This is a genomic window from Helicobacter sp. 11S03491-1 (assembly GCF_002272835.1).
Lineage (GTDB): Bacteria > Campylobacterota > Campylobacteria > Campylobacterales > Helicobacteraceae > Helicobacter_J.
The window spans coordinates 104,585-125,985 of sequence record NZ_MLAO01000002.1 but is presented as its reverse complement, the minus strand read 5'-3'; the positions used below and the strand labels follow the sequence as shown (position 1 = coordinate 125,985).

General features: G+C 33.7%; 17 protein-coding genes and 1 other RNA gene. 4 read left to right on the top strand and 14 right to left on the bottom strand.

What is annotated here, in order from left to right; translation table 11 throughout:
• Genes hemN through argF form a run of 3 tightly spaced genes read right to left on the bottom strand, consistent with a single transcriptional unit; the run spans position 1 to position 2,814 of the window.
• Positions 1-1,386, bottom strand: a complete 1,386-nt coding sequence (gene hemN, locus BKH45_RS01825) for an oxygen-independent coproporphyrinogen III oxidase (RefSeq protein WP_095273768.1) — start codon at positions 1,384-1,386, stop codon at positions 1-3.
• A 13-nt stretch (positions 1,387-1,399) separates the two neighbouring features.
• Entirely contained in the window at positions 1,400-1,879 is a 480-nt protein-coding gene (locus BKH45_RS01820; RefSeq protein WP_095273767.1) for a DUF2603 domain-containing protein, read from the bottom strand.
• A complete protein-coding gene (argF, locus tag BKH45_RS01815) occupies positions 1,858-2,814 on the bottom strand; it encodes an ornithine carbamoyltransferase (protein WP_095273766.1) in 957 nt (318 codons plus the stop codon). The genes BKH45_RS01820 and argF overlap by 22 nt, the downstream gene beginning before the upstream one ends.
• 375 nt (positions 2,815-3,189) lie before the next feature.
• Between argF and BKH45_RS01810 the strand changes: the two genes are divergently transcribed.
• Positions 3,190-5,178, top strand: a complete 1,989-nt coding sequence (locus tag BKH45_RS01810; protein ID WP_219349978.1) for a DUF1561 family protein — start codon at positions 3,190-3,192, stop codon at positions 5,176-5,178.
• A 205-nt stretch (positions 5,179-5,383) separates the two neighbouring features.
• Here BKH45_RS01810 and BKH45_RS01805 read toward each other — a convergent pair whose 3' ends face one another.
• From BKH45_RS01805 to lolA, 5 genes are all read right to left on the bottom strand, one after another.
• Positions 5,384-7,927, bottom strand: a complete 2,544-nt coding sequence (locus BKH45_RS01805; RefSeq protein WP_095273765.1) for a DEAD/DEAH box helicase family protein — start codon at positions 7,925-7,927, stop codon at positions 5,384-5,386.
• Between the two features lie 3 nt (positions 7,928-7,930).
• The gene (locus BKH45_RS09010; protein ID WP_257874477.1) at positions 7,931-9,457 is read right to left on the bottom strand and encodes a site-specific DNA-methyltransferase; all 1,527 of its coding nucleotides are present in this window, start codon (positions 9,455-9,457) and stop codon (positions 7,931-7,933) included.
• Positions 9,458-9,470: 13 nt separating this feature from the next.
• On the bottom strand, positions 9,471-10,034 hold the full coding sequence (locus BKH45_RS01795; protein WP_095273763.1) for a site-specific DNA-methyltransferase: 564 nt from the start codon (positions 10,032-10,034) through the stop codon (positions 9,471-9,473).
• A gap of 134 nt (positions 10,035-10,168) precedes the next feature.
• Positions 10,169-10,532, bottom strand: a transfer-messenger RNA (tmRNA) gene (gene ssrA / locus BKH45_RS01790).
• A gap of 32 nt (positions 10,533-10,564) precedes the next feature.
• A complete protein-coding gene (lolA, locus tag BKH45_RS01785) occupies positions 10,565-11,080 on the bottom strand; it encodes a LolA-like outer membrane lipoprotein chaperone (protein ID WP_095273762.1) in 516 nt (171 codons plus the stop codon).
• A 110-nt stretch (positions 11,081-11,190) separates the two neighbouring features.
• On the opposite strand from lolA, the gene secA reads away from it, so the two are divergent.
• The 3 genes from secA to BKH45_RS01770 all read left to right on the top strand — a co-directional run bounded on the left by secA (position 11,191) and on the right by BKH45_RS01770 (position 15,412).
• Positions 11,191-13,770 carry a preprotein translocase subunit SecA gene (gene secA, locus BKH45_RS01780; protein ID WP_095273761.1) on the top strand — a complete coding sequence of 860 codons (2,580 nt, stop codon included), beginning with the start codon at positions 11,191-11,193 and terminating at the stop codon, positions 13,768-13,770.
• The gene (locus BKH45_RS01775; RefSeq protein WP_095273760.1) at positions 13,763-14,998 is read left to right on the top strand and encodes an ABC transporter permease; all 1,236 of its coding nucleotides are present in this window, start codon (positions 13,763-13,765) and stop codon (positions 14,996-14,998) included. Before secA ends, BKH45_RS01775 begins: the two co-directional genes overlap by 8 nt.
• A gap of 168 nt (positions 14,999-15,166) precedes the next feature.
• A complete protein-coding gene (locus tag BKH45_RS01770; protein WP_095273759.1) occupies positions 15,167-15,412 on the top strand; it encodes an RNA-binding protein in 246 nt (81 codons plus the stop codon).
• A gap of 19 nt (positions 15,413-15,431) precedes the next feature.
• On the opposite strand, the gene thiE is transcribed toward BKH45_RS01770, so the two are convergent.
• The 6 genes from thiE to BKH45_RS01740 are packed head-to-tail and all read right to left on the bottom strand — an operon-like array spanning position 15,432 to position 21,397.
• Positions 15,432-16,040 carry a thiamine phosphate synthase gene (gene thiE / locus BKH45_RS01765; RefSeq protein WP_257874472.1) on the bottom strand — a complete coding sequence of 203 codons (609 nt, stop codon included), beginning with the start codon at positions 16,038-16,040 and terminating at the stop codon, positions 15,432-15,434.
• Position 16,041: 1 nt separating this feature from the next.
• Positions 16,042-16,980: a hydroxymethylbilane synthase gene (gene hemC, locus BKH45_RS01760; protein WP_095273757.1), complete on the bottom strand. Its 939-nt coding sequence runs from the start codon at positions 16,978-16,980 to the stop codon at positions 16,042-16,044.
• 10 nt (positions 16,981-16,990) lie between these two features.
• On the bottom strand, positions 16,991-17,413 hold the full coding sequence (locus BKH45_RS01755; protein WP_095273756.1) for an FxsA family protein: 423 nt from the start codon (positions 17,411-17,413) through the stop codon (positions 16,991-16,993).
• A 1-nt stretch (position 17,414) separates the two neighbouring features.
• A complete protein-coding gene (gene proS, locus BKH45_RS01750; RefSeq protein WP_095273755.1) occupies positions 17,415-19,163 on the bottom strand; it encodes a proline--tRNA ligase in 1,749 nt (582 codons plus the stop codon).
• 12 nt (positions 19,164-19,175) lie between these two features.
• Positions 19,176-20,504, bottom strand: a complete 1,329-nt coding sequence (gene hemA / locus BKH45_RS01745; protein ID WP_095273754.1) for a glutamyl-tRNA reductase — start codon at positions 20,502-20,504, stop codon at positions 19,176-19,178.
• Positions 20,504-21,397, bottom strand: a complete 894-nt coding sequence (locus tag BKH45_RS01740; protein ID WP_095273753.1) for a polyprenyl synthetase family protein — start codon at positions 21,395-21,397, stop codon at positions 20,504-20,506. The genes hemA and BKH45_RS01740 overlap by 1 nt, the downstream gene beginning before the upstream one ends.
• Positions 21,398-21,401 lie beyond the last annotated feature (4 nt).

Genomic DNA, 21,401 nt, shown 5'->3' with positions numbered 1-21,401 from the left:
TCAAACTGTCTTACTGAATCTTCTTTGATCAATAGGAATTTTTTGTAAATATTCATCAAAAACCATGGCAATATTTCGGATAAGCATTCCTCCTGTAGGAGTAGTATAAATTCCTTTATCTGTGAGAGAAACCAAATCAGTTCCTTCATATTCTTTAAGAGACTCTAACTCCTGTGCAAAATATTCTTGGAATTTTATGTGAAATTTTTCTTCAATATTTTTAAAATCTAATCTTAAATTATTCATCAAGCCCATAATGACTTCTTTCCTAATAATATCTTCATCACTAAGCTTCACCCCGCGTTCTACGGGCAAAACTCCATTATCAATGGCTTTTTCATAATTTTGCATGTCTTTGTAGTTTTGAGTGTAATAATCCACCCCTTCTCCAATACCGGTAAGCCCAATCCCGATAGTTTGTGAAAACCCTCTTGTCGTATAACCTTGAAAATTCCTACGCAATTGACCTTCTATACTGGCTTTATAAAGTTCATCAGATGTTTTGGCAAAATGATCCATGCCTATCATTTTATACCCTTCCTTATCTAAAAAACCAATTGTATGTTCTAGAATTCTAAGTTTTTCATCAGGAGTAGGGAGTGCTGTTTCATCAATCTTTCGCATTGTTTTTTTCATCCAAGGCACATGAGCATAATTAAACACCGCCAGACGATCAGGAGATAAATCAATCACTTTTTTTAATGTTTGCTCAAAAGTTTCATATGTCTGAAAAGGCAGTCCATAAATCAAATCAAAATTAATTGAAGAAATACCAAATTCTCTAGCAAGCTCCACTGAACGCCCTACAAAATCAACACTTTGATTACGATGCACAGCCTCTTGGACTTTCTCATCAAAATCTTGCACCCCAAAACTCAAACGATTAAAACCACTTTTTTTAAGCACTTCCATTTGCTCACGACTAAAATGTCTGGGATCAATTTCACAACTTATTTCTGCATTGGATGCAAAATTGGGAAAAGCCATTTTTATCAAATCAATCACTTGCCCTAATTGCTTGGCATCAAAAAATGTAGGAGTTCCCCCGCCAAAATGAAATTGCACTACTTCACGCTCTGTATGCATATGTTTTTTGAGTATTTCAAGTTCTTTTTTCAAATAACCAATATAACGATCTTTTTTATCTTCTTTGCTTGTATAAATCACATTACAGCCACAAAAATAACAAGCACTGCGACAAAAAGGTAAATGTACATATAAAGATAAAGGAAGTTTATGATCGGGACAATCCATGCTGTCATTGCGTTTAAGAGAATCTTTGAGGGCGTTATAATCAAATTTTGGACTAAATTCTACTGCAGTTGGATAGCTTGTATATCTGGGTCCTGATTTAGAATACTTGACAAATTTTTTAAAGTCTATCATGACATTTGCCTTCTTATTTGGCTAGATTTTGTTTGCGAAAATAATCATCAAGGTCAAAAAATAAATTGGGGTACTCTTTTTTAATTTGCTTAACAAAGGAGGAAGTATCTATTTTTGGCAAACTTCCATCGCTTTTACGAAATGCTTCAAGCTTATTAATTGCGACTGCCATTACATCATCAAAATCAATAGGAGTATGTGTAGCAATATCTCTTTCAAGTTCTACTTTAAGCTTATCTTCATAGGCTTTCTTAATAGTCCGGATAATACTTTTAAGCACAACTTCAGGAATCATGACATATTCTTGATTATCTTGATCTTTGACAAACCACGCTTCTTGTGAGCTAAATTCTCCTTTTTGGAGTTCTAAAAGTATTTTTTTATCATCGACTTTTCTTGCACTTGCTTGATTCTTGCCTGATTCTAAACTCCGATATAAAGCTTCAGATTTTTGAGCAAATGCGGGGTATTTTATCTGTTTTTGTGTAGCCATACCATGATCCCTTTTTGTGTATGAAGTCTATTTTGGGCTTCCTTGAACACCCTACTTTGAGATCCTTCTAAAACATTCTCACTAACTTCTTGCCCTCTATAAGCAGGAAAACAATGTAAAAAAATGGCATTTTTATCTGCCAAAGCCATCAGCTTATCATCAATACAATAATTTTGAAATGCCTTTTGTCTCATCTCTTTTTCATCTTCTTGTCCCATTGAAATCCAAGTATCTGTAGTAACCACATTGGCATCTTTTATTGCTTCTTGAGGGGAGTGTGAGAGATGAATGATTGCCCCGCTTGTTTGAGCAAATTCAAGAGCTTGAGCCAGAATATTTGCATTAGGCATATAGCCCTCAGGAGAGGCTATCCGCAATTCAAATCCTAACTTTGAGGCTAGCATTAACCATGAATTTGCCATATTATTCCCATCTCCAATATAAGCTACCTTTGGTATCCCAATATGAGGGCTGCTATATTTTCTATCTGTAAGATATATCCCGCATTCTATCATGGTAAGGTAATCTGTCAATAGTTGCGCAGGGTGAAACAAGTCACTCAAGCCATTAATAACAGGTACCGGAGAATATTGAGCAAACTCTTGCAATCTTTCTTGGGCATAAGTGCGCAACATAACCATATCTACCATAGAACCAATAGCTCTGGCTGTATCCCTGATAGGTTCTCCCCTTCCTAATTGAATGTCTTTACTTGACAAAAACATCCCCATTCCTCCGAGTTGATAAATCCCGGCTTCAAAACTTACTCTTGTGCGAGTAGAATTCTTTTCAAATATCATTGCAAGAATTTTATTCTCCATTCTATGAGGGGTTGGACGATTTTGCAAAAAACAATCTTTTATTTCAATAGCCAAATCCAAAATTTGGAGAATATCTTCTTTGCTCAAATCTCCAAGTGTTAAAAAATGTCTCATATCAATAGCCTTTTTAGGGTATTAGATGGTTAGTTGATTGAGTTTGTATCTCAATTTTTAGAAATCTTAATATACTTTATTTTAGATAACAATATCCTTATTTCCATTTTTTATCAAAAACTACAAGAAGATTAAGTATTCATAAAATTACAAATTCTAATAATCAAACAGTATTATTAAAATCCCATCTAACCCTAATCCGGGAAATTTACTAATCTTCATTGTATTATTTAATGCATCGCTTTCTCTAAAAATGGGCGATCAAATTAAAAATATAATTTATTATTCAATGAATAATTATTACTATTGAATTTTAATTATTATTACAATAAAATCCTCAACACTACTAAATTATTATTAAATAAGGAGCAACAAATGAATAAAATGATCTATTCAATTATCAATACATTTATTATTTCATACTTTTTTATAAATCCACTAATTGCTCAAAAGTCTGTTTCTATGGATTCTATGGATAATCCTTCAAATATTTTATCCAATCCTCATAAAGCCAATACAAAGTCTAACCCAATCCCTGCTTCCATTATTCAAAAACCTACAGATAAACCAAAAGACAAAGCTATCATGTTAAATTCTTCGGGAGTAAAAACTTGTTATATTCCTATTTTTCAACCCAATGGAGGTTTTGTAGAAATTTTGAACTGCGATGATCCAAGAGCCATTCCTGCAAGATATGATGTTTTTCAACGCATCAGTTATCATATCAATGATGTATGGGTATGTTTAAGTGCGCCCACAAACGTAACAGATGGCACAACACAATGGGATTATATTTATCTGTCTCCTTGCGCTATCAACACCCCCAACCAACGCTGGATAATCAAGGATAATGCTTTTTGGACTGCTGATGGAAAATACCGCATTAAAAGCACGACTTGGCTTTATCTCACCAAAGATAGCGCAGATAAGCATGATCATACTCTTGATGATTCCATGAAAGAATGGCTTGCCACAATAGCGACACCCGGAAACATTAGCATAAGAACCTCCATTGGATGGAATTTTGTTGAATCTTCCAAAATGGAGCGTTATTATATTGGAAATAATCGATCGTGGGATAGCTATGTTTGGCTTTATTACAATCCTGATAATGGACATATTGCCCAATATGACGGAGTGAGTGGGAGTCTTTATTGTATGAAAAGTCAAATTAACACTTATGATTGGAATTGGGTTAGTTGGGAATTATGCAGTGATGCTCCATCAACAAAAGATGATTCTGCTTACTGGGACGTCTCTTTTACAACCCCTAAAGGAGGTGCTATCACAGATTATAAAAAAAATGCCCTAAGAGTTACCAAATATGGCAGCAATTGGGGTGTTCCCTATACAGCCAAGCTTGATTATTTGCAAAAAGATACAACCAATTCTCCTACATCTATTTTCTTTCTTGATCAAGATTTACAACGATGGGTAAGATATGTAAATGGAAATTTAGGAGAAACCCTATCTTATTGCCCTGCCCCGGGAGCAAAATCTCAAAAAAATACAACTCTCAGCCAAACTCCAAAAGTCGCTCTGCCCCCTGATTTTAGGTTAAATGATGATTGGATTCGGAGATTGTGGGCAATAGCAAGAACTACAAATCAAGTCCAACAAGTAAGCGGGATTTGCGGGGTTTGTCTTTTACAATCTTATCAAATGATAGCCGAACTAGAGACTCATTACCCCGGAGAACCTCCCGGAAGACGGGGATTTTTCTTTGATATTGCCTCAAGCAGCAACCCTTTTGATTCTTTTGCGCAAAGATTCCCTGATTTGAATGATGAGTTAAGAGGAAATTTAGTAAATTGGTCTAATACTCCTCTTTATCCCGGAGAAAGCCTTGCAGATAGAGATGCAAGACTATTTTGGGCAAGCTCAAGGGCAATGCTACCCCAATTTGATTGGTTTCCTTCACAATACTTCCTTACCCGAGTTGATGTAATCAGACATTTACAAACACTTTTAGATTCTCCTGTAGGAAATGCCTGGATTGCCTCCATACGAATGAGAACTCCAACTCAAACAGTTGGACATGCTCTTGTGATTTTGCGCACAACTGATGGACTCTCAGTTGTGCAAACCAATCTTGAGACAATATCACGCGCTAATTTTGCCCAAAGCGTTACTCCAACAACAGATTTAGACAGAATTTTTGGAGTATTATTTCCATACCCTATCGTTAATTTTATGACCTTACAAGTGCGAGATCCCTCTAGAGTTTCACCTATGAATGAGTTTGTTTCTAACAACAATTGCACAGGTGATGGAGAGGACAGAAGAGGCAGTTTAACCTATCCAAGCGCTACTTCAATCAATCAATGCTCTCAAGGAAGATGCGCCTACCCTCTCTCACAATAAATTTTTTGACCCAAAAGCCGGAAATAACCTTTTGAGACTGTTTCCGGCTTTTATATCAATATTTACTCCAAGAAACCTTTGAGAGACCCTAACCCAAAATATAACAATAGCATTGATTTTACAAACAAACATATCCGCTTACACCCGCCTATGTTGATCTCATGAAAACTCATATTTGGAAAATCAACTTGTGGATACCCATCAACTAGTTTAGGAATCTAAAAAAAGCATCCACAAATTTTTCATTATGTTTTTTTCTAAAAAATGGCAAAGAAAACAATGTGAGAGTCTCATTTATTTTTGTACTCACTTCTTGATTTTTTAGAATTTCTAAAAATCTCTCTTTCCAAGTATCAACACCTTCGGTTGCAGATTTTTCATCACCTTTATTATCCCCGGACAAATGATCCCCTTTTACCTCAATAAAACACTCAATACTCAAAAACTTCTTCTCCTCTGCCTTTTTCTTTCCAAAAAAGATAAAATCAGGTTCAAATCCCATCCCATAAGTTGATTCCCCTTCGCGATTATCATAAATCTTAAATTCCTCAAACCCATCATTTCTTATCAAAAACCATTGAGAAAAAATCTCGCTGATTTTTTGTTTGTTTCCTTCAATAAATTTTAAAAATTCCTTTTCCAGATCGCTATCAAACCTGCACTGATGATAATACAACCAATCATAAGATTTTGTTTCTACCTCTTTTATCGTGTAAATCACACGATCTTTTCCTATAAGTTCCTCTGCCTGAAAAGGAGTTATTTCATATTCTGACTTTATGGTTTGTTTGATTTCTTTAAAATTCTCAATAATAAACTTAGCAATCTCTAAATTATTCTCCTCAGAAAATATTTGTTTTTTAGAAAAGCAAACATCAATTTCTCCTAAATATTTTTGGACAAACTCATGTTTGCTTGGCAAAGTATCAAAACATTTGCTCAAATCCTCAAAACTCAGACCAAGGATATTCATAGCCTTAAGAAAATACTTCACATCAACCCTTTTCCCAATCTTGGCAAATATTCCTGATTCCTCTTCTTCTTTTATCTTTTCAAATTTTTCTTCGACTTCTTGAATGTCATTTGAAAAAAGCGGTATTTTTAGAGTTCTTATTTTTTGATCCAACTCTTTTTTTGTAATCTCAAAGTAGCTTAAATCTTTCTTTTTTATTCGATTATTTTTTGCATAATAGATTTTATATTTTTGCATAATCTGCTCTACATTTGGATTTAGTTTTAACGCAACCCTTTGCCTCGAATCTTCTAAAATAAGTCCTTCATCCATCATGCTTTCATTCAAATTTTTGATAAATGCAACTTCATTGAGCGTATGATAACTCAATCTTTCCAAAATACTCAAGTCATTTTCCAAATCTTTATCAAATTTGCGTTTATTTTTTGCCCCAATTTTTTCTCTGTCTTCAAAGGGATAATATCTAGCGCCACGCCCGATAAGTTGGGCTTCTTTTGTCGTTGCGATCTTGCTTTTTACATTTCCTAATCTCACAATATCAAATAGATTTAGCACATCCCATCCCTCATTGAGTTTATCAACTGCAAAAATCACTCTTATCCGATTGTTGGGATTTTCTAGAGAATTTAAAAGCATTTGCTTGTTTTCAAGATCGTTGTTATCATTGACATTGATAGTGTAAGCTTTTTTAAAATTACATTTCAAAAAATTTGTAATTTTTTCTAAAAAAGTATCACCAAATTCCTCTCTAAAAAATTCTAAACTTTTCTTAAATAATTCACTCCCCTCTAATATGGCATGCTTATAAAATTCCTCTACCACATAGGGATCTAATGTATCCAAAAAACTTAAAAAAAGATTTTGATTTGTTTTTGAAGCAGCAATCGCCTCACTTTTAAAGAGAATAACGGGTTTTAAGAATATTGCATACTTTTGAGCAAGCAATTCTCGAAACAAACTCAAAAGCATTGCCCCCAAGAAACGATATTCTATCTTGGAATTTTCATATTTTATTACAAAAATACGCTTAGAATACCCATCTTTGCAAAATTTTGCCAGATCGTATTCATAAACGATCTTGTCTTTATATTTTTCTGGCACATTTTTATCTTTGGGGATTGTAGCACTAAATTCAAGCAATAGATTTTCTTTGTTGCTTTCATAGGCTTTTTTGACAACACTCTCCCAGTCTTTTTTTTCTTCTTTTTCTTTTTTGTTTATTTTTTTAGTTTCGGCATTGAGATGGTGCGCCTCATCAGCCAAAAATACAAGCTTCTTATTGATAAGATCTTGTAGTGTTAGGGCATTTTCTCTCTCACAAGAAAAAAGTGCGAACAAAGATTGAATCGTTGTAAAATAGATATTCATACAATCTTGCTTGCTTTCATTGAGATTATTGATTACATTGATGGCGACATTTTTGCCATCTATAATAATCCTATCTTCAAAAAGATATTTACTTGAATTTTTATCAACAAAATTAGCCTTTGTTTTTTCCACAATCGCAGTGGAATTCACAAAAAATACGAAGTTTCTATACCCTCTGGAAAAACAATCCAACATCAAAGCAGCCATAATCACTGTCTTCCCACTTCCTGTAGCCATATGAAACATCAGATGATTTGTCTTGGGTTTTTTACGCTGGAGAAGAAAATATTTCAAAGCATTTTTTTGATACTCTCGAAGTTCTTTATTGAGATTTTCACTGATATGAAGGGGGATCTCGACATTTCCATATTCTAAAGCTATCTTTAATTCATCATGTAATTTTTCCATTTTTTAATCTTTATAAAAAATTTCATTGAGTTCTATAGTATTTTTATCTACCCCATAAACAGCATCTTTAATATCTCCATAAGGAAGATAATCCATATTAGAATCCAAAAGAAGTCTTAAAATTTCTTTTTTATTTTCTAAATTCAAGTCTTTAAATTCTTTGTCTTTCAAAATTGCTTGCAAGTCTATATGATAATCCAAAAAAGCCTTTTGCTCCAGATCTTCATAGATATTTTCTAATTCTTTTTGTTCGGTTGAATTTTGAATTTTTTCCTTATAAAGAGCATTGAAAGACGCTAATTTCGCATAAACAAATTCCCCTCCACTTTTCCACCCCACAGCCTTGCTTATCCCTCCTTGCTCCCCATATACGACCATTTCAAGACGTTTTTTGGTAATATTTTCTATATAATCCATCTGTTCGATACCTACCCATTTGCGATGCATCTTGTGCGCTACAGCCAGAGTCGTCCCACTCCCTGCAAAAAAATCCATTACAAGATCCCCTTGTGCAGTGGAGATTTCGATAATGCGTTTGAGTAAGGCTTCGGGTTTGGGAGTAGCAAATAGAGGTGTTGCAACTTTATTGTGTATCCGAATATTGTCATTTGAATAATTTTCTTGACTCACTTCTTGAAAATTCTGATTTCTTATCTCAGCTGCTTCTATGTGTGAATTTTTGTTATCAAACAAAGCCTTGATCTCATTTTTAGCAATTAAATTTGTTCCAACATCTTTTGCTGCCCACACAGTTAGACTAGTGATGCCATTTTTTACTTCATTTAAAAATCTTTTTATAGTCGGAACATTATTGCCGTTTTTTCCAAAATAAATTCTATTATCAGTTAGTAATTTTTTAAAACCTTCTCTTGAAGTTCTCCAACTTCTTCCGGTAGGAGGATTTACGATTCTTCCTGATGGTGTAGTTATGGGAAAATCATAATTTAAATTATAAGTTCTTACTGATAAATCTCCTCCCATCCATGGCCCCCTAGGATCATTATCAGGATTAGTGTATCTGGCATCCATTTCTTTTGTTCTAGGTAAGAGATTAGGTCTCCATACTTTTTTATTTCTTGCATAAATTAAAATAAAATCATGATTATCACTCAGCCATTTAGCATCATTTTGTGGTGATGTCTTTTTTTCCCAACATATCGTTGCTACAAAATTCTCTCTCCCAAAAATCTCATCACAAAGCACTTTGAGATAAGCTTGTTCGTTATCATCACATTGGATAAATATTACCCCATCTTCACGCAGGAATTCATAGGCTATTTCCAGGCGATTTTTCATAAAAGTAAGCCAAGTACAATGATTGAAATTGTCATTATAGTTAAAGCTATCCTTACCTGTATTGTAGGGAGGATCTATATAAATGAGTTTGACTTGCCCGTAGATAGATTTGACATGTTTGAGAGAATGTAAGCTTAAGAGATTGTTACCTTGAAGCAACAAGTTAGGGAAACCGGAAAAATCTTGATTTTTTAATAAGTCTAAAAGTTCTTTTGAGTCTTGTTGGGGATGTATTGCGGATTTTACGCTATGATATTGAGACTGACTGACTGACTGACTGACTGACTGACTGACTGACTGACTGACTGACTGACTGACTGACTGACTGACTGACTGACTGACTGACTGACTCATAAGTGATGTATTCAAAGTTGTGCAATACTTTAGGAGAGAATAAGATATCAATCTCATCTTTTGCTAAGATTTCATTAAAAAATATTTCTTTTCTCTTGCCTTCATCTTTATTTGCCCCACCTGCTAATACACAATCTTTGAAGGGGAAGTTTAAGACGACTTCATTTTGTGTCTTTAAAAACACTTTGATTTTGTTTGCCAAGCCGATTTTGTTAGTATAATTTGTCCAACTTCCACCTAAACTTCTAAGGTCTAAAAAAGTCAAAAAATCATCTTGTTTAAAAACAAAACTACCCGCAATTTGTATGAAAAACTTACTGCTAAATTCTTGTTTAAATTTTGATTTTTTAAGTAAAAACTCCAGAAACTCTTTATCATATTTGATAGCTAAATTTCTTGCATTTCCCAAGGTTTCAAATTGTTTTTCCAAATCTTGCAATAATTCATTTTTAAACATAACTATACCTTTACTTTTAATACCTTAAAACGGTATCCATGTATTTTAATTACAAAATTATACAATAAATTAAAAACTGATTTTTAAAAATGTAATTCTTTAAACTAAATCTGAAATATCTAAAGAAGTTGCGATGGTGGAGCTGTGGGGAATCGAACCCCAGTCCAAAAATCATACCCTACAAGAGCCTCTACATGCTTAAACAAAGATTGAAAATCTTTTTATTTCGTTGCTCAATCTTTAAAACAAGCAAAATAAGCAGTCAAAATCTTTCCTTGTGTCCGGACAAAACCCAAGGGCATCTAGCAGTGATGATGGACTAATCAGATAGCTAGCATTTCTGAAAAGACCAGCTCCTAAGAGTAGATTAAACTCACGCTACTTTTGCGTAAGCCGGAGCGTAATTTGTATTATTTGCGTTTATTTTTTGTAGTTTTACGGCATACAGCCGACATGCAGCCCAAGCGACATAACTCCTGTCGAAGCCAAGTCAGCCCCATAAGACGCATTATACCTTAATATTTTGATAATTATTGCTCAATAATATCAATCCCTTCTTTTGGAATAAAAACAAAATCGCTATCTTCAATAGGTTGATTAATGAGAACTTTGGTGAACTTAATAGAAACTTTATTATCAAAATCATCTTGAAACTCCAATAAATAAGGTTTTTTATCTTTAAAAGTAAGCCAATAAATAGTTTTGCCGATTTTGGAGTGATATTTACCCTCTTTATCTGCAACAGCGTTATTTAATATAGAAAAAAAATCTGTTTTTTCTTTGAGATGAGAAATAGTTGCTTGATAAAGTTTAGGTTCATAAACCACAACATCTTCTCCATTGATGTAGATTTCTTTTTCCAGTGGATTTTTATATATCCATTTTGCCAGATTAGGAATTTTTGCTTCTATGCTCCCTTGATAGGTTATTTTATCGCCATTTTCTCCTTGGACATTTTGTATAAAATTTGCACGAAAACTTTTAATATCATCGCCCAACCCATAAACATTTCCCATGAATAATAAACATATGATTAAGATTTTCATTATAGATACTCACCACCTTAAGAAGATTATTCTATCTTTAAAAGAATTTTATCGTAACTATGTTAGAATTAACAATTGCTTAAATTATCCAAAAACATGAAGGTCGTTCCATGATACAAACATTGATAGGAAAAATCATAGGCACTCGCAACGATAAACTTATAAAAAAATATCAAAAACGTGTTCAAGCCATCAATGCATTAGAATCTAAATATGAAGTAATGAGCGATGAAACATTACAAAATGAATTTAATGCCCTCAAAATCTCTGTCCAAAATAATGAAAAAAAACTTGATGACGTTTTAGAAGATAGTTTTGCTATCACCAGAGAGGCCTCCAAAAGAATCTTAAATATGAGACATTTTGATGTCCAGCTCATAGGGGGGATGGTACTCCATGATGGCAAAATTGCTGAGATGAAAACCGGGGAAGGAAAAACATTAGTGGCTACTTTGGCTGTAGCACTCAATGCCATGAGCGCAAAAAGTGTGCATGTTGTTACTGTTAATGATTATTTAGCAAACAGAGATGCCAATCAAATGCAACCTCTTTATAATTTTTTGGGTTACACTATCGGGGTGATTACAGCAGAAGTCAAAGATGATAATCAAAGACTTCAAGTCTATGCAAACCATATTGTTTATGGAACAAATAATGAATTTGGCTTTGACTATTTGCGAGATAATATGAAATATTCTCTTGATCAAAAAGTCCAAAAAGAACACTTTTTTGCTATTGTTGATGAAGTCGATTCTATTTTAATTGATGAGGCAAGAACACCCCTTATTATATCAGGTCCTGTTAATCGCAAAATGGAAAACTACGAATCTGCTAATAAGGTTGCTAAAAATCTCAAACCTCAAGAAGATTTTACGATTGATGAAAAAAATCGTGTTATCCTTATTAACGAAAATGGCATCAAAAAAGCTGAGGAATTATTCAAAATTGATAATTTATACAGCATTGAAAATGCTGCTCTCTCTCACCATCTTGACCAAGCCCTTAAAGCTAATTTTTTATTCGCCAAAGATAAAGACTATGTTGTCCAAGAAGGGGAAGTGATCATTGTTGATGAATTTACAGGAAGATTGAGCGAAGGACGTCGTTTTAGTGAGGGGCTTCATCAGGCACTAGAAGCTAAAGAAGGGGTAAAAATCAAAGAAGAAAGCCAAACTTTAGCTGATATTACTTTTCAAAATTACTTTAGACTTTATGAAAAACTCTCAGGCATGACAGGAACAGCGCAAACTGAAGCAAGTGAATTCTTACAAATTTATAATCTGGAAGTCGTTTCTATCCCTACAAATGTACCTATTCGCAGAAAAGATCTCAATGATCTTATATACAAAAGTGAGCAAGAAAAATTTGAAGCTGTCATTGATAAAATCAAAGAACTTTACTCTAAGGGACAACCTGTCCTTGTGGGGACTGCAAGTATTGAAAAAAGTGAGGTTCTTCATGAGTTCCTTCAAAAACAACGTATTCCCCACACAGTATTGAATGCCAAACAACATACCAAAGAAGCAGAAATTATTAAAGATGCCGGCAAAAAAGGAGCTGTTACGATTGCTACAAATATGGCCGGACGTGGTGTGGATATTAAGCTTGAAGAAGAGATAAAACAATTAGGGGGATTGTATATTATTGGTACAGAAAGGCATGAAAGTCGCAGAATTGATAATCAATTAAGGGGAAGAAGTGGCAGACAAGGAGATCCGGGCACAAGTCAATTTTATTTGAGTTTGGAAGATCCGCTTTTAAGAATATTTGGCAGCGATCGTATTAAGGGGGTTATGGAAAAACTTGGATTAAAAAATGGAGAGCATATTGAATCCGGACTTGTAACACGATCTGTAGAAAATGCCCAAAAAAAAGTAGAAAACTTGCATTTCGAATCAAGAAAACATCTCTTAGAATATGATGATGTTGCTAATGAACAAAGAAAAACTGTTTATAAATTTAGGAATGAACTTCTGGATACAAGCTATCATATGGGCAATCGGATTACAGAAAATCGTGAATATGCCCTGTGTGAATCCCTCAAGAGAGCACAGATTTTTCAAGGAGACACTCCGGAAAATTTCAATTTAGAAGCCCTAAGTGCAATTATCCAAGAGGACTTCGGGATTCAAATACAAAAAAATATGTTCAACGACCTAAATGATGAAGCAATTTACCAACTTATTTCAGATAAACTCACCCAAACTTATGAAGAAAAAATGTCCTCTTTGGGTGCTGAACAAAGAAATGAAATAGAAAGAATTATTTATCTTCAAGTACTTGATAATACTTGGAGAGAACATCTTTATACGATGGATAATCTCAAAACAGGCATTGGATTGAGAGGCTATAATCAAAAAGATCCTTTGGTCGAATACAAAAAAGAAAGCTATAATTTGTTTTTAGAACTTATTGAATCTATCAAACTAGAAGCCATCAAGACACTTCATATTATTCAATTCCAAGCAGAAAATACTCAAGCCCAAGCCCAAGATTCTGCACAAAAAATACTTGAAGAACTTGAAGAATCCCAAGAAAATCTTGATTATAATATTGACGAAATTGAATTAGATATTAATCCTAAAAAAATATCCAGAAATGATTTATGCCCTTGTGGAAGTGGCAAAAAATATAAACAATGTCATGGAAAAAGTGGTCCAAAAAAAGGATTATTAGCTAATAATGTTTAAAAAAACGGACTTAATTTTATTTCTTTTGAAACGATATTTGCGTTTTGATAAAACACAGCCTTTCATTTCTATTACTGCTGTTTTGGCATTTGTAGGGGTAGGGGTAGGGGTGATGGTATTGATCGTAGCTATGGCAATCATGAATGGCATGAGCAAAGAATTTGAAAAAAAACTTTTTGTAATGAATTATCCCCTCACGCTGTTTGCAACAAGCCATAAAGGAATCTCTAAAAATATCTTAGACCAACTTGAAAGCAAATTCCCTCATCTGGTTTTTAGCCCTTATTTACGTATTCAATCTGTTGCAAGAGCTAATGGAATCATGTCTGCAGGCATTGTTTTTGGGGTAGATATTCAAAAAGAAGCTAAAATCAATGAAATTCTTGCAAAAGCACTCCAAGGAGTGGATATAAAAGATTTTTATCAAGATAAATTTTCACTCATTGTTGGTGAAGGACTCAAAGATGCGCTAGTTTTAGAAAAAAATTCTAAACTAAGTTTATTTTTCACCAAACTTGAACCTACAGGATTAACTTTTTCTCCTACAATGAAAAGATTTGATGTGAAGGGTTTTTTTGATTCAGGTCTTAAAGCCTATGATACAAGTTATATTTATACCAATCTTGCAGCCATTGGAGCTATCAAAAATATAAAACCCGATATTTATGATGGAATACATGTCTTCTCCAAAGATCCTATGAATGATATTGACAAAATCAAGCAAGCCCTTCTGGAAATTCCCAATTATGGAATAGGGGTTGAGGGTTGGTGGCAACAAAATGGAAATTTTTTCTCTGCTATGGCACTGGAAAAAAGAGTTTTATTTATCGTATTGATGCTTATTATTCTTATGGCATCTTTGAATATCATTAGCTCTTTATTAATGGTCATCATGAATAGACGCAAGGAAATAGCATTGCTTTTAAGCTTAGGAGCAAGCTCGAGAGAAATCAAAAAAACTTTTTTTTGGTTGGGAAATTTTATTGGCATAGGAGGGATTATTTTAGGGATCATCCTATCGATGCTAACTCTCTATATTCTATCAACATTTCCTATTATATCTTTGCCTGCAGATGTATATGGTATCACGCGATTACCCATTGATTTATCAATGACGGACTTTTTTTCTACTATTGTTGGAGCTATTGTAATTGTATGTATCTCCTCTTATTATCCTGCCAAAAAAGCTTCAAAAGTTAATGCTTTATCAATTTTGAGGAATGAATAACGCATTATTTAATTGTTTTTAAGCTTAACTAGCTTACCATATGATACCTTTAGTATGTAAGCTTGAGTTTTGTTAGTATTTCTAAAATCTTTAATTCTCTGCCTACACATTAAAGATGAAGTGTCTGTTGAGGTTTTGCCTCTAATTTTTAGCGTAACGGAGAAAGAATTGAAAAGTATTTATGTAGGAAATCTCGCTTATAATGCCACTAGCGAGGATGTTAAAGAACTCTTTAGCAAATATGGCAACGTAGTTTCTGTCAAGCTTATTAGTGATAGAGAAACAGATAGAGCAAAAGGTTTTGGTTTTGTAGAAATGGAAGATGCACAAGCTTTGAAAGCTATCAGCTCTCTTAATGAAACAGATTTTATGGGCAGAACAATTAGAGTAAATGAAGCTAATCCTAAAAGATAAGTTTAATTTGGCAAGAGAATTATTTTTCTTGCCAATTTTTTAATAGTAATTGCGCATTTTTTTGAACATTTCCCCTCCAAAGACCTCCAATAACAGCTATCATATCTGCTTGTTTAAGTTCAATAGCATTTTGGCAATCAATCCCCCCAATAGCGCAAATAGGAATTTTTAATATTTTTTTAGCTTCTTTAAGGATATCTAAGGGTATTTTTTTAGCTTCAGGTTTTGTTTGAGAGGCAAAAAACGCTCCAAATGCCACATAATTGGCTCCATTTTTTTGTGCTTGGAGTGCTAAATCCAATCTGTCATAGCAAGACACGCCAATCTTGCCTTTAAAGTGTCTTTTAGCTTCCAACAAAGAACAATCCTCACTCCCAATATGAAGGGCAGGAGCATTTATTTTAATCGCTAATTCAACCCTATCATTTATCACAAACAAAACATCATTTTGAAAACAAAAATCACGAATTTTTATTGCCAATTCAAGAAGGGCTGTATCACTTTGAATTTTATCCCTAAGTTGAAAAATTTTTAATCCTCCCAAAATAGCCTGATATAACATTTCAAAAATTTTTTCAGAAGGAGTGAGAAGATCATCACTAATCCCATAAAGACCTTTAAGTTTCAAATCAATCTCCGAAAATCATTTTTTGTGCTTTTTGCAATAATTCTTTTGCATCATTTTGAATAAATCTTTGGGCTAAAACATTAGCCAAATATTCCCCTTCATAAATATTCCCATCAATACAATCCCTCAAAATTTTGCTACCATCAGGAAGCCCTACAACAGCACTCAAATAAATTTTGTTATCAGTGATTTTTGCATTTACTCCTATAGGGACTTGACACCCTCCTTCTAAAATCTTCACAAATAAACGCTCAGCATTACAACATATACTTGTAGGCTCATCATTAAGTTTTTTTAACAATGCAAACTTTTGATGATCCTCTCTCATTTCTACACCCAAAGCTCCCTGCCCCATCGCCGGTATCATCATCTCTTGTGATAAGGGAGTAATATAGGTTATCTGATGAGAATCTATTCCCAAGCGATTAACGCCTGCTTTTGCCAAAATAATGGCATCAAATTCACCATCTTGAAGTTTTTTGAGTCTTGTTTGCACATTGCCTCGCAGACTTTGTGTATCCAAATCAAATCTTAACGCCTTAAGCTGCATGGATCGTCTCAAAGAAGTTGTCCCTACTTTCGCACCTTTTGGCAAATCTCTGAATTCTTTATATTTTTGACTCAAAAAACAATCTCTTATATCCTCACGTTGAGTAATACAAGCAAGCCCTAATCCGGATACAAAATCAACAGGCACATCTTTGAGGGAATGAACAGCCAAATCAATTTTTCCCTCTAAAAGCAACTCTTCTAACTCTTTAGTAAATAATCCCTTGCCTCCAATTTTTGCCAAAGGGACGTCTAAAATTTTATCTCCTTTTGTCTTCACAATTTGAAGCTCACTTAAAATCCCCAATTCTTTCTCCAGCCTACTTTGAATATATTTAGCCTGCCACAAAGCCAATACACTTCCTCTCGTTCCTATAACCAGCTTTCCCACTTTTTCTCCTTTAATGATTTTTTATATCATCAATGATCTCTACATCAATAACTTCATCATCTTGAGTCTTTGGGTCGCAAGATTGTGAAAAATGAGATGTTTTGCCCAAAAAACCATAACGTAACATAAAAAACGCGATGATTTCTAAAATAATTCCAAAAATATCACTCAAAATTCCGGGTAGTATCAAAAATATAGCCCCGATAAAACGAGCGATATTACCTCCAATTAAAGATCCTGATGTAATTTTACCTTTCAAAAGCCCATAAAGATCGCTAGAAATATTCATGTTAGCCAAAATCAAAATACCTGTAAAACCACTTATAATCACTTCTAATAAAAACAGCCATATCCCCCATTCTTTGACAAAAAAACCAATCCCTAGAAATTCAAATATCAAATACAATATGCCTACAAAATATAAAAAGGGCATATCAATCTCGTTTTAAAATTTCAACGAGTTGTATAGATAAATTTTTACATTCTAATTCTTTTTTTTCCAAGTTTTCTCTATTGATAAGTTCAACTTTGCCCTCTTGGAGACTTTTTCCAATAATAAGGGCATAAGTAGAACCTATGAGCTCAAAATCTGCCATTTTTATGCCAAATCTCAAATCCCTATCGTCTAACAAAACATCTATATGATCGGATAACAAATCTCTATAAACCTCTTGGGCATAGAAGACTTGTTCTTCATCTTTTGTATTAGAAATGATAATACTTATATCAAAAGGTGCGCTTGGTTTTGTCCAAATACAACCTTTGAGATCACTTTTTTGCTCTAAAATAGCCGGAAGCAAACGAGTAACCCCAATCCCATAACACCCCATTTCTAAGGGAATATTTTTACCATCTTTATCAAGAAAATTAGCCCCTAATGCTCTGGAATATTTCTGCCCTAATTTAAAAATATGCCCTACTTCTATCCCTTTTTTATAACTAAGCTCACCCCCACAATATGCACATTTATCCCCTTCTTTGACTTTTGTGATATCTTCATAAACCAAGCCTTCAAACAAACCCAAATCTACGCCAACAAAATGATAATCCTCTTCATTGGCCGGACAAATCAAATTCTGCTCCTCTTTTAAATCAATATCAAAAATAATATAATTGGCATTGGTGATATTTCTCAAAGCATAAGGTCCAATAAAGCCCGGTTTCAATCCTACAGCTACAATTTCTTCAACACTTGCATCTGTAAGTTCTAAAGCATTAGCGCCAATCTTATTAATAGCATTCAAAGCTTTGGTAATTTCTAACTCATCATCTCCACGCAAGAAAAAATAAACCAACTCATCAGGCTTATTAGAAGTACTATCAAATATGGCTTTCCTTATGACGACTTTTAGAGTCCAGAATGGATCTGTCTTAAAAAATTCAGAAAGTTTTTGGATAGTATTGATTTTTGGGGTATGGAATTTTGCAAAAACAGCTTTTGGAAAATCTTGGGGTTCATGACGTTTAGCACGAATAGCAGCCTCAATATTAGAAGCATAATCACAATGATTACACACAGCAATTGTATCTTCTCCACATTCAGCTAATACCATGAATTCTTTACTCCCACTCCCTCCAATAGCCCCGCTATCAGCATCTACAATTCTAAAATCAAGTTTTAGGGTTTGAAATATTTTTTTATAAGTTTGTTCCATCAAATCAAATTCTCTATCTAAATCTTGTCTGTCTGAGTGAAAACTATAGGCATCTTTCATGATAAATTCTCTACCCCTCATTAACCCAAATCTGGGTCTAAGTTCATCGCGAAATTTAGTATGAATTTGATAGAGATTAACAGGGAGTTGTTTGTAACTTTTAATATAAGCCTTAGCAATTTCTACTACACTCTCCTCATGAGTAGGTCCCAAAACAAACTCATTTTCTTTTCTATCTTGGAATCTTAGAAGTTCTTTGCCATATTTTTCATATCGCCCACTCTCTTTCCAAAGTTCTGCAGGTACAACAAAACCCATTAAAATCTCTTGAGCGCCCGATTGATTAAGTTCGTATCTAATAATTTGTGTGATTTTATCTAAAACCTTTTTTCCAAGTGGTAAAAAATTATAAATCCCGCTACCAATTTGGTGAATATAACCCCCACGTATCAAAAACTGATGACTTTTCAAAAGGGCATCTTTAGGGGTTTCTTTCGTTGTAGGGATAAACATCTTAGAAAATAACATAAATTTCCTTTCTTAATTTAAAGTCGTATCATATTCACACTTATAACGATTGATAAGCATCACATCATCAATATCAAAGACTGCTTTGATTGCCTCAATGATTGGATCTGCATCTTCTTTGTCTGCAAATTTCTTAATATTAATAGTAGGCTTATGCAAAAAAACATTAAAAGCATTATGGAGAATTTTTGCCACACTATCTTCATATTCTTGGGGCAAAAAACCCTTCTTTATAGCACGATCAAGTTCTTTCAAAGAGGCTTCTTTAGCGAATTCTCGAATCTTTTTAATCAGAGGCTCTACGCCTAGAGTTTGAAGCCATCTAAAAAACTCTAATGTATAAGTCCCTACAATTTCATAAGCTTTTGTGGTGTTTTTCCTTCTGCTGGCAAGATTTTGGCACACAACCTCTTGCAAATCATCAACCCCAAATAAAACGATATTATCTATATTTGGCTTTTGAATATCCCTAGGAACTGCCAAATCAAACCAAAATCTCTTAAAATCTGTAAGCTCTACCATGGGCTGATGGATAATAGGATAAGGCGCAGATGTCGCAGAAAACAAAAGAATATGTTGATTGATTAACGTAGATAATTCAGAAAAATTCCTTACCTCTACCATTTCTCCATATTCGCTATTAAGCTCGTTTGCCAATGTAACAGCTTTTTGTTTGTTGCGATTTAACAACAAAATCTTATACCCGCAATGCAGCAAATGTTTGCTTGTTAGGATCCCCATTTCACCCACACCAACTACAATAGCAATTTTACATTCAATCCCATGTTGTTCAAAAAGAGTATTTGCCTCTTTAACCGCTACAGAAGCAACAGAAATGGCATTTTGAGAAATTTGAGTAGAATTTCGCACTTCCGCAGCGCATCGAAACGCAAAATGAACTAATCTTGTTAAATTTTTGCCACAAAAATTATTATCAAAACAAAATTTATAGGCACTTTTAAGTTGTCCTCCAATTTGTGTCTCTCCCACAACAATACTATCTAAACTGCTTGCAACACAAAAAATATGATGTACAGCTCCTTGATTGACATAAACATCTGCTATTGTCTCCAAAGTGGGCAAATCAATATTTTTTATCTGTGCAAGCAAGGAAATTACAAAATCTTTTGTATTTTGAGGATGGAGAGTATAGATATAGATTTCAACACGATTGCAAGTAGAGAGTAAAATTATTTCTTGGGTATGAGTATTTTGAGTTTTTATTGTTTGCAAAAAACTTTTAGTGCTCTCAGCAGAATTAAAAGCTAGTTTTTCTCTCATTTGTATTTGCGTATTTTTATGTGAAAAACTAATAGCTAAATAGCCACTTTCGTTATCCATTAAAACTCCCTATATATCATTGTTTTAACTACTTCTTCAAGCAAATGATTATTTTCATTTTTGATAGAAGCAATAGCCAAATCCCCATATTTTCTAGCTTCTGCAACCACAAGAGGAATAATATGATATTTATCAAAATATTCTTTTAACCATTTATAAGCCTCTATTTTATCTTTTTTAAAATAAGAAATAAGAATTTTTCTTTCGCTTAATGGAAGGACTTCATACAAATAAATATAAGGAAGCGTTGTTTTGCCTTCTTTGAAATCACTCATTGCAGGTTTGCCAAGCTTACAAGCTTCTTGAGTAATATCTAATAAATCATCAACAATTTGAAATGCAATCCCTAAATTTTTCCCATATTCTTTATATTTTTGACTGTCTAATCCTGCTAAAATAGCGCCACATTCAGCACTAGCAGCAATCAAAGATGCTGTTTTATCTTGGAGCATTTGAAAATATTTTGCTTTATCTGTGTTGAAACTTTCTGCCATAAAAACATCACTAATTTCTCCTCTTGAAAGCTCAATAACAGCATTAGAAATACTTTGGGCAATCCTAATGTCTAATTTTGTGAGTTCAAAAAATGCTTTAGCATAAAAAACATCTCCCAACATGATTGAGTTTTTATTCCCAAAAATCGCATTCACTGAAGGGTTTCCTCTGCGTATATCGGAAGCATCAATAACATCATCATGAAGCAAAGAAGCACTTTGAATCATCTCAATAATAGCGCATAAATCAATCAAAGCATGATGACTGGGGCAAATAGCTAAAACAAGCTTGCTTCTTAACATCTTGCCTGAAGTTATTTTGGAAGCAAGATGACTGATGTCCGGATGATGGAGTTCATCAATAAAGCTTTGTATTTTTTCTCGAATTTTTTCTAACATTCTT